This window comes from Arthrobacter agilis (assembly GCF_002953615.1).
Classification (GTDB): Bacteria; Actinomycetota; Actinomycetes; order Actinomycetales; family Micrococcaceae; genus Arthrobacter_D; species Arthrobacter_D agilis_B.
The window spans coordinates 2723065-2733670 of sequence record NZ_CP024915.1; the positions used below are offsets into that span (position 1 = coordinate 2723065).

At 59.5% G+C, this 10606-nt stretch carries 4 protein-coding genes; all 4 read right to left on the reverse strand.

The features are described 5' to 3' along the window. A partial coding sequence (locus CVO76_RS13240) for a fibronectin type III domain-containing protein (RefSeq protein ID WP_432206162.1) occupies nucleotides 1-1265 on the reverse strand: 1265 nt, incomplete at its 3' end. 1025 nt (nucleotides 1266-2290) lie between these two features. Next, entirely contained in the window at nucleotides 2291-5281 is a 2991-nt protein-coding gene (locus tag CVO76_RS13245) for an XcbB/CpsF family capsular polysaccharide biosynthesis protein (RefSeq protein ID WP_208739596.1), read from the reverse strand. A 223-nt stretch (nucleotides 5282-5504) separates the two neighbouring features. Then, nucleotides 5505-9323: a CDP-glycerol glycerophosphotransferase family protein gene (locus CVO76_RS13250; protein WP_208739597.1), complete on the reverse strand. Its 3819-nt coding sequence runs from the start codon at nucleotides 9321-9323 to the stop codon at nucleotides 5505-5507. A gap of 83 nt (nucleotides 9324-9406) precedes the next feature. Continuing rightward, nucleotides 9407-10606: CDP-glycerol glycerophosphotransferase family protein (locus tag CVO76_RS13255; protein ID WP_208739598.1), on the reverse strand; the 1200-nt coding region annotated here is incomplete at its 5' end.

Consider the following 10606-nt stretch of genomic DNA (forward strand, 5'->3'; position numbering starts at 1 on the left):
TTCCCGAAGAAGAACGACTTACCAGTGGACTTTTGCGTTAGCACCGCCCAGGCGAAGTAGCGCTCGTTATCGCTTCCAACCAGACTTGGGAGTTTCACTGCTCCCTGTCGAACCAGACTCACGGTTGTACTGTTATAAAAGATCTTTGTTCCCTTAGACGCACCTTGATCCTGGTGGACGCAGTTTGTGGGAGTCGTCGATTTGACACAGTTGTTGCGATGAGGGTTCGTGAGTTCGTAGGGGACTCCAGCACCCACTAAACGTTCCTTCAAGTCCTCAAACTGGGTTAATCCACCCGGACGAGATTCGTTCGCCAGCCAACCCTGTGAGGCTTCCTGAAATCCGATGACGTCTGGACGCTGTTTGATGGTGGTTGCGACAACGGCGTCTCGACGGCCCGTCCATGGCAGCTCATTGGGTATCGCCGAGTAGCAGTTAGCGCATTTGATGTTGAAGCTGGCTACCTTCAGTGGGCTAACCAATGGCGGTAGGGTGGTGGTCAACGACCGCGTTCGAGCTTGTGCCGCCGAGGAGTAACCGCTCAAGCTCGTGCCATCCGCGGTGATCACCCGAATCTTGAAATAGTAGGTTGTGTCCGGCTGCAAGCCCCTGACTTCGGCCGTGGTACCCGTGAACCGGTAATAATTCGCCCCTGACATGTCGGCCTTTGTCGAGGCCTGTATGCGGTAGCCTGGGGCGCCGGCCACACTGTTCCAAGAGAGTGCGATTGAACTCGACGTCTGGCTCCCAGAAGTCAGCCCGGTTGGAACCGCAAGCTGTGTCGTTGCGCTCTGCGCAGCGATCGCCGACGAGTATGGGCCGAGGTTTGTCCCGTCAAGCGAGATCACGCGGACTTTGAAGTAGTACCGCGTATTCGCCTTCAAGCTTCCAATGGTTCCCGAGGACGAATCGAACCGTGCGAAGTTAGACGCCGACATGTCTGCATTCGCTGAGTACTGAACCCGGTATTTAGGTGCGCCGGCTACGGGATTCCAGGCGAGACTGATCGAGTCTGAAACGGCACCCGTGGATTTCAGCCCTGTTGGCGCTGGCATCGCAAGTGCCGCATTAACTGTCACTGGAAGGCCAGACGTCAGGTGACCGGTGAGAACTGAACCCCCAGAGATAGTTGATGAGGGTGTCATGGAAGCAGTCATCTGTGGTGGCGCAGCCGTGGCACTTGAAGCTCCGCACATGAGCGGAACTATCAGGATTACTGGGAGGAACGATGCTGTGGATATTTTGTTACGTAACGACTGTCTCATTCTGCGTAAAACCTCGAAGTGATTAGGGGCTATTAGTTAGATTGGATAACACAGGCATAAGCGGCAGTTCAAAGCGCAGCTTTGTCGTCCGGCGCTGGCCCCTCAAACAGAGGGGTTGCGGTGCCCCGATACAACGAAAAGCCCATGCTGAATAGAGGTGAGGATGGGTAATCTCTATTGAGCCGCAGCGTCCGCTCCTTCACTGGCCGCATGGGAGCTAAGCACGTGCGAGGGAGCAGGCGCAATAAGATTCCCGAAAACGTCCAGGGCGGAGATATTTAGCCTTGGTGCTGAGTGATCACGTCTTTACCATTAGGGCATGATTTCGGGCTGATATGAGAATGGCAGTTCGGGCTGATAGAAGCATGGCTGAGACATTTGCTTTCGGTACGACGGCGGACCGCGGAGGAATCGGGGCTACATGCCAAGTACCGCCGGGACCGTTTCTTGGCGGTATCACTCGGTCAAGGAGAAATCTCTCACACTGCCAATCGACTTGTCTACCGACACCACTGAGATGAAATAATTGCGCAGATCTTCTGCAGTTATCTCAAGATCTAATGAATATTAAAGCAGGAATAACGCCACTGCTTGTCGAAGGCCTGAGCTCCCAAGAGCACATCACGTAGGGCTGGTTCACGAAACCGACGGAACCTGGTCATAAACAGGATTGGTGGGGTCGCTAATCGCAGTTGTCGTTAGGCGCCAACCTAGGTGGTCCTCAGCTGAATTTCCCGAATGGACGGGCATAGTTCTAGGTGGCGACCGATCCTCATCCTCAGTTTGAGAGACTATCCGAAGGACATATCGCTCGGTTTTTGCATCGTTTCGCTGCTACGAGGCCTCTCCGCGTTCCAGATCTAAGACCGAGCGTGAGGCTTGATGCAGGGGGTTTGAACCGCGACTCCGATTCTGTCGGGTGCTAGTCGGACCAAAGTCGTGCTGCTATAGAAGGGAAGCTGACTGTCTATGCAGTACTTGTGCGTCGACGATAATGGCGCCTCAAGTAGGAGGCTTTCGTCACTCTATTCGCATCGCAGGCTGAAGTGGCCCGCCGGCATCGTAAAACCGTAGCAGAGCATATTCAGGAATGTGGCAGTCAGGTTCAATGACGCTGGGCTGACGTCGGGATGATCCTTTATTCCGGGATGAGTGACGTTCACCAGAGTGATGTCGCTCGGAGCATTGTGCGCGAGAAGCTCGGTGATATATGGGAATTGCGGTGATTGTTCGGAGTAGATCACTGCGATTCTGGGCGAGGATACTGCCGACTTCGCCATCAGGCGATTCTTATGTTCCTGTATGAGCGACCCGAAGACGAATTCCTTCGTAGCCGGGAAGTTTCCCCCACTGGTGAAGTGGGTGTCACCGAAGGCCGTCTCATAGTAGTGATCATTTACGATCGGCTCCACCGAGACGGACTTGTAGCCGTTGGTCACGGCATGGAAAAGCGCACCCGTCGCACCCTTCGACGCTCCGTAGGTGATGACGTCATCCTTCGTCAGCCCCAGCTGGAGGCGCTTGTTCTCTATCAGGGAACTGATGCGTTCGGCGTTGTCAGGACGGTATGTCGTGTTCAGATAGAATCCCCCGACCACGCCGCCGATGTCCGCTATGCGCAGGATCGCGACGTCCTGCGGAACGAACTTACGAATACTTTGGTAATTACGGGTGAAGTAACGGAATAGCCCCTCGTTGAAGATGTCGCCTATCGACGAGAACACGACGATCAGCTTGCGCGGAGGAACTCCGGCACCCGGTTCCTCGACAATGTGGACGATATCCTCGTCCGATACCGAGTATGTACCGTTCAGTACGCTGTGCCACATCTTGGGGATGTGCTCATCCTTGACGAACTTACTCACGCCGTCTGTGGTGTGATACACGTAGTAACCCCGCTGAGCCAGCGCATTTACCGTTTCCCTGATCCCGCTGTTCTGGTGTGCTGCCTTGAGGATGCCACGGTCCCCGACCTTCCCCTTCACGTCATGGACGTGGATGAAGTTGGGGCGGTCAGTCCCGTGTCTCTCGAAGGCTTCGGCGACGTCAGCTGTCAGGTCGACGTGAAAGGTGGCAGCTGAGCGGGCGTCTTGTCCGGGTTTCTCGGCGCCCTCGATTGCAGCAACCACGGGTGCTTCGTCCGATCGGTGAGCTTCCGGCAGAGCATTGCCCGACGGAGCAGCGCTACTGGGGTCGCATCGGAACAACGAGTGCGCATTGCTGAGCGTGATCTCACACCACAATTCGAAGCCCGTGGTGTGGTCGGGGAAGACCTCCTCCAGGGCACTCCTCCTCAAAAGTGCTGTCAGGTTTCGCTCATCGTCGCTCACCCCCGGCAAATCAGCTGTTTCGAGGTAGAGGACGTTGGGGTTGCGCGGGTGATGAACACGAAGCTGGATGTTCGGCTGGGCATCGTTGTAGAGGCGTCGTGGTTGGGTCCGGACGGCTATTCGTCCTGTGATGTGCAGCTTGTCGGGCATCTCGAGGGTGGTCAGGTTGCTGAAACCACGTCCTGGAGGAAGGAAATCGCCGTCGAGCTCCGCACTGACCTGCTTCAATTCTAGTCGGCTTTCCTTCTGTTGACAGATCGTCTCGAGAAGTTCGTTCCACGCTGCGAAGAAGCGCGGTAGTTGGAAGTTCTCGGACATTTCGAAGGAGGCCTGGGACATCCGGGAGGACAAGGTGGGATCGCTCAGCAACGATATCGTCCTGCGCGCGAAGTCATCGATATCCCCTTCGCGCGTCAGGAAACCGTTACTTCCATGGCGCACCATTTGTGCGGGCCCATACTTTATGTCATAGGCAACGATAGGGCTGCCGTGGGAGATCGCCTCCAGGAGGGACAGAGGTTGTGCTTCGAACAGGCTTGTCATGAGAAAGACGGATGCTCGCCGGTACTGCCTGCCCGGGTTCGGGTCATAACCGAGGAACTCGACGGAATCGGACAGACCGAGTGAGCGGGTCAAGTCCTCCCACTCAGCGCGTTTGCTGCCTTCACCGTAGATCTCCAGTCGTGCTGCCGGGACCTCATCGACCACACGCCGGAAAGCGTGCAGGGCGTCCTGGATCCGCTTCTGCTTCTCGAGGCGGCACACGATCAAGGCCAGATTCGGGTTCCTGTCGTCGGAGGCCGAAGGACTGGTTTCAGCTATGGGGTGAGGAAGGACGAATATGTTGTTCAGCTTGCCTTCGGCCAACTCCAGGTCTGCGCGATGCGCGTCGCTGAGGACGATGAAGGCATCCCAGTGGCGCAAGCCGGAGATGGTTTCCTGCCAGTCCGCAGTCGCTGCCGGTGAATTCCAGTGACGGGGAGGTTGCAGGTGAGGCGTGTGAGCGGTGAGTATGAGGAACTGATTGTCCTCCCGTGGCTGCTCGGCAATAAGGCGTCCCGATTCCTTTGAATCGAAGATGAGGAAGTGCCGCTTGTCGCGCTCTCCCATCACCCTTATCCAGCTGTTGATCAACTCCGGGATACTGCCGAAAACGGCGACCGGGGTCCCGACCGGGTCAGTCAGAACTACGCCACGGTTCTGCCTGTCCCAGTCCGAACCTCCAATTCGCCGATCAACGGTGGCATAGACGGAGCCGTCACTCCGTAGGTACTGGAAGTAGAAGGACCGACGATCCCCATTGACGTCGATGGCTCGGCGCCACGGCCTGCCATCCTTTGCGTACTCGACGGTAAAGTCCCGGTCCAAGCTTTCCTGGAACCACGACGGGACCTCCATGTCCGTTCCGTCCGAGAATCGACCGAGGTCGGAGCTCACCGCAAATTCCTCGTACATGTTCCTCAAGTGGACCTGAGGAGGGAGGAGACCCTTCGATGTGAGGAGCTCCCGCTCCGTGTCGTACTCCGGGTAGGCGTCGAAGGTGGCCAGTTCGACGGGTAGGCCTGTGTTCTCCGAGAAGAGACGAGCTCTCAGAAGCTGCGACCTGGTAGCCCCGCCATAGGTGAGCCTGATGGAGGCGTTGAGCATGGTGTAACGACCATCCGGCAGGTGATAGGGCGGTTCCATTGGATTCCTTACTAAGTTCTGATGCAATTGATGTGTGTTGTCCGGTAGGCGAAACGGGCGGTACACCGTGTCGATACTTCAAGTTCCCGTCGAGGGTGGCTTGGACGCCGTTGCGCTGCAATCAGGAGGTGAACTCCTCCTACTCCTGCGTCATCGTGCAGAGGGAGTTCGCCACTCGTGCCGCGCCTACATACCAGCTGGGGAAGTAGCTGCCATCATCAGCTCAGACGCTCGTGGGAGCGGATGATCCAAGGGTGATCCGCTCGAAAGTCCCAAGAGCTTCCTGCTCGTAAGTCGAGTAGTCGAAGGGCTTGAAGACCGGCCAATCGCCGAGGAATTTCGACATGCCGTTCCTCAAGCCCTCGACCGAGTTGTCGACGAGGAGTCCGTGTCCGTCCTGCAGGATGCTGCGGGGGCCGACGACGTTGGTCGAAATCACAGGCCTCCCAAGGATGAGGGCCTCCAGCACCGCCAGGCCTTGTCCCTCGTAGTTCGACGAGAAGACGAAGCAGTTGCCTCTCCGGATAACCGGGAAGGGATTCAGCTGGAGCCCTGCAAGAAGTACCTTCGACGACAGTCCGAGTTGCTCGATCTGCCTTTCCAGCCGGTTCCGCAGGGGTCCGTCACCGAGGATGATCAGTTTGGCGTCGTCGTGATCCTCGGTGATGAGGGCGAAGCTCTGCAGTAGCTTTGCGTGGTCCTTCTCGGGGGAGAGACGTCCGGCGGTGACGAAGACCGTCGGACAATCACTGATCCACTCTTCGATGTCTTCGGGTACCGGTTCCTGGGACAACATCACGGTTGTATCGGCATTGACCAGGTTGTTGCTGTACCGGAATTTGTGCGGGTTGAGACCGAACCGATCCGACAATTGTCTCCTGTTCTCCTCTGCGACGCTTTCGGTGACGGAGATCAGTGAATCGTAGCGGGGATACAACCGGAACATCGACTCGAGGTACCGGAAGCGGTGGAGCCACTCACTGTGCATGTCATTGTGCAGGAAGATCGACTTCTTTGTGGACTCTGAGGGTCCCGCCGCGAAGAGTGCGGCCCAAAAGCGTGCGTACCCTTCGAAGCAGACCAGCGCATCGAAGTGCGCGGTACCGAACATGCGCCGGAACTCGCGAGCGAATGCAGCCTGATAGATGCTCCACTGTTCCTCGGTCTGAAGGTGACCCTGCGCGTTGAACTTGTCGACGATCCAGCGTTCCTCTGCGCCGATCAGCTGACCTCCTACGCGAGGAAGGATACGGACGTGCTCCGGGTTCTGTCCGAATCTCTCCATCCGCCGTTCGTCGGACGAGACGGACGACGGCTCGAGCGCCACGAAAACCTCGACGTCGGCTGGGTCGAGATGCGATGCGAGGTTCAGGTACGAGGAGGTGATGCCGTTCGGGATGAAGGATCCCTGGTACATCAGCATGGTCCGACGGGTTCTCGCCTCGCGCTGCATCTCCCACTCGGAAGACGCGAAGAAGAAGAACTCGATAGCGCGTTGCGATGACTTCCCACACTCGAGTCCCACGTACTCCGCAGGGCGCAGTTCATCCTCGGAGGGCGAGGCGAGCGCCTGTTCAATCACCGCTCTCACCTCCGGTGCGTCTCTGCAGATTGTCCCCGGCAGCGAGGTGATGTCGAGACACAACCCACGGGTGTCCTGATATTCCTCCAGGTCGTAGGCGTAGTAGACGATGGGTCGTCCGGTCGCCATGAAGTCGAAGGCGACACTCGAGTAGTCCGTGATCAGGACATCGACGACGGACAACAGATCATTCGTGTCGATGTCGGACGGGACGAGATATCCCTCTACGCCGGCATTGTCGAGCAATGCTTCGGTGACGGGGTGGCCACGGAAGAGGAAATGGGCGTCGGTGGAAGCCAGGATCCGGAGGTCGTCCACGAGCCTCTCGTTGTCGATCTGCTTGTCCGCCAGTGATCCCCGCCAGGTGGGTGCGTAGAAAACGACTCTCTCCGAAGGGCTAATTCCCAGTCGGGCGCGGAGCTTCGCGCCCGTGACGGACGCTGGAGTGATGGTTGCGTCCACCCGTGGGTAGCCCGTGACTGCTACAGCGCCATCGAACAGCCCGGCGATCTCGTACTTGTCGAGGAGGATCTGGGCGGTGAACTCGTTCGGTGCGAGCAGATGCGTGGTGTGCAGGAAGTTACGGGTGGCATTGCGGTGGTCCATGAAGCCGTCCTTGATGTCCCGCCCCAGTGACTTCATCGGCGTCCCGTGCCACGTGTTCAGGTATCGCTGCTCCGGACGGCGGCAGAAATAGGGCGGGAAGGTGTTGTTGTTGATCAGGTACTTGGCGGAGGCGAGATACCTCATGTACAAATCGCTGTCCCGCGCGGTGAAGATCACGTTGGGAAGACCGCGCAGTTCCACCGGGATACGCGACCGGTCGTTGATCACCAGAACATGCGTCTTGTCGGCGAAACGCTCATCACGAAGGGTGCTCCGCAGGATGTTTAGGGGGTTGCAGCCGATCGAGCTACCCTGACTGCTCTCGTAGAGTATGACGTCGTCCCGGATAGCGAGCGTCTCCAGGTATTCGACGTAGAACATGGACTGCTTGAGGTGTGGATCCTTGAGGTACTTAATGGTATTCACCCCGTGAGGCCGCTTGAGCAGACGTGCCTCCAAAAAGGCAGCCGTCGCGCGCTCGAAGGAACCGAGCTGGTACAGGGCCGATCCCAGTGCGGTGTACAGGCGGGGTACGTGAGACTCGGATCGCTGAACGGCGGCTTCGTACGCCGCGGCGGCTATGTCGAGAGCACCCTGATCCATCGCGTACTGGGCGAGCTGTGAACACTGCTGAGCCGTCTGGGCAGCCCGCGCCGCCATCATTCCGTTCGTGAGGAGATTCCTGACGTATTCGGTGGGAGCGACCCGTGTCTCCCGGTGTGGCTCGGCCGGCGCGCTTCCTGCCGACGCCGCGCTTCCAGCGAAGGCCGCGCAGGCCTCCTCGAATCGTCGGGCCTTCGTCAGGACGTAGCCGAGGCGGTAGGACCAGTATTCGTTCCTCGCCGGAGAAAGGCTGAGAGCGAAGGAGTAGGCATCAGCGGCGTCCGCCCAGCATTTGCTGCGCTCGAACGAGAACCCGAGTCGGTAGTGCCACTGCGCTTGATTCGGATCCAGCCCGATTGCGGTCCTGATGGCGTCTGCGCCGCCCGCCCAGTCGTAGCAGCGTTGAAGTGCGAAACCCCAGCGATACGCGAGCTCAGCGTCGTCAGGGCGGGTACGGAAGACGCTCTCGTAGTGGGTGGCGGCAAGTTGCCACTGGCCCTTCTTCTGGAAGAAGACCCCGATACCGTAACGGGACGACTCGAGCTCGACATCGGCTGCGATCGCACGCGCGAAGTGAAGCGCCACCTGATGTTCCGAGCCCGCCAGGTGATGTGCCCAACCAGCCTGGAAGTGCAGCTGGGCGTTTCCGGGCGTCAACCGTGCAGCGGCAGCATAGCTCTCAGCCGCCTGCTGGAAGCGGTTCATGAAGAACAGCGCATCAGCAAGGGCGCCCAACCACTCGGGGTCATCCTTGAAGAGAGGCCTTCCGGCAGTGAGGACGTCGATCTCCTGCCACTTTGGGGCTTTCTGCTCGTGCAGGATGCGCCGGCGTTCGACGAAGACAGCTCGCGATTCCGCCAGCTCGGCCCGCTCCGCTGCAAACTGGCGTTCCGCGGCTGCCGCGACGGAACCGAGGCGGTGCTGCCATCGTTCATGTCCGGGCTGTAGGCGGAGGGCTTCCGTGTAGTGTTCCCTGGCGACGGTGAACAGGAGCTGCTTCTCCCTGATGTATCCCAGCCGGTAGTACCACTGGGCGACGGACGGATCGAGCTCCAGAGCCGCCGTGATGTGCCGCGCGGCACCTTCGAGATTGCCGAGGTGGAACTGGGCGTGTCCCAACTCGAAGTGAGCTTCCGCCGTTGCCGGCCCGCCGGCGGAGGAGCCGGACGTCAGGGCATGTGCCACTGCCACCCAGTCGTGTGCGTCGTCAGGGTGACGGACGGCATCGTGACGGGCTGTCCCGTTGGTCATGGATCTCCTGGTGGACTGGGTTGGATCGGCGGTGGTTCGATCCGGCTGATGCGAAGGGATGTCGGCGTTGCTGTGCAGGCTCGTCAGGAGCTGTACATCCGTGCGAGAGCGTCGAGAGGAAGCGCGTCGACCACGCGCCGGGTCGCGGAACCGTCGCACATCGGCGCGTACGTCTCCACGAAGGCTCGGTACCGGTCTGCGTAGCGCATCCGGATGGACGGCAGGGCCTTGATGGCATTGACGACATCCGGCGTCGTCATGAGCAGCGGACCGGGAGCCTGTTCCTCGAGGTCGAAGTAGAAGCCCCGTGTGGAATCGCGGTACTGCGCGATATCGGGGGTCAGGAAGATGATCGGCTTTCCCGTCACGCAGAAGTCGAACATCACCGACGAGTAGTCGTTGATCAGGACGTCGGCGGCGAGATAGAGGTCGTTGACCTCCGGGTATTCCGTCACGTCGATGACGAAGCGGTTGCCGGCGGTCTGCCGCTGGCTGGCGATGTTGTGGTGCCCGCGCAGCAGGATGACGTAGTCGTCGCCCAGTTGTTCGTGGGCGGCCTCGAAGTCCAGGTAGGTCACCATCTCGTACTGCTTCGACGTGTTCTTGGCGTCATCGCGCCACGTCGGAGCGTAGAGAATCGCCTTGCGGCCCTCGGCGATGCCGAGAAGGTCGCGGACCGCCGTGCGCCTGGCGTCGGCGTCGAAAGCCTTCAGGGAGTCGTTCCGGGGATAGCCCTCGGCGATGACCTGCCCGTCGAATCCGAAGCAGGTGGACAGGACGTCCGCTGCGTACGGGTTCTGGGCCAGCAGGGCGTCCCAATAGGTAGCCTCCCGGTGCATGAGGTTCCAGTAGGAGAGCGAGAAGTTGGTCCGCGCAACATCGTTGCCCAGCTTCTTCAGCGGCGTCCCGTGCCAGGTCTGGATGTAGGCCTGGCCCTCGCGCTTGCGGAAGTAGAAGGGGAAATTGTTGTTGTTGACGAGCAGCTTCGCCTCCGACAGCAGCTGGTACCAGAGCCGCGAACCGATCAGGACGGGATGTGCCCCGTCGGGCACCGGCACCGAGAAGTCCGCGATGGACCAGTACATGTCAGCAACGACCCCGCGTCGCTGGAACTCCTCCAAGATCCGGCGCGTGCTGTCTGTTGCCCGGCGACCACCGAAGCACATGAAGACGATGGCATCGCGCAGGGGGAGGTCCGCCTGAGCGACATCGCTGCGGAGCGACTGCTGGTTGAACCTGCCCAGCTCCTCGGGTGCCAGCGGCGGGCGGACCTCCCCGGCCAT

Bases quoted from the DNA above. Each gene is read 5' to 3' on its own strand.
- CVO76_RS13245 (WP_208739596.1), bottom strand. From the start codon at position 5,281: ATGGAACCGCCCTATCACCTGCCGGATGGTCGTTACACCATGCTCAAC.
- CVO76_RS13250 (WP_208739597.1), bottom strand. From the start codon at position 9,323: ATGACCAACGGGACAGCCCGTCACGATGCCGTCCGTCACCCTGACGAC.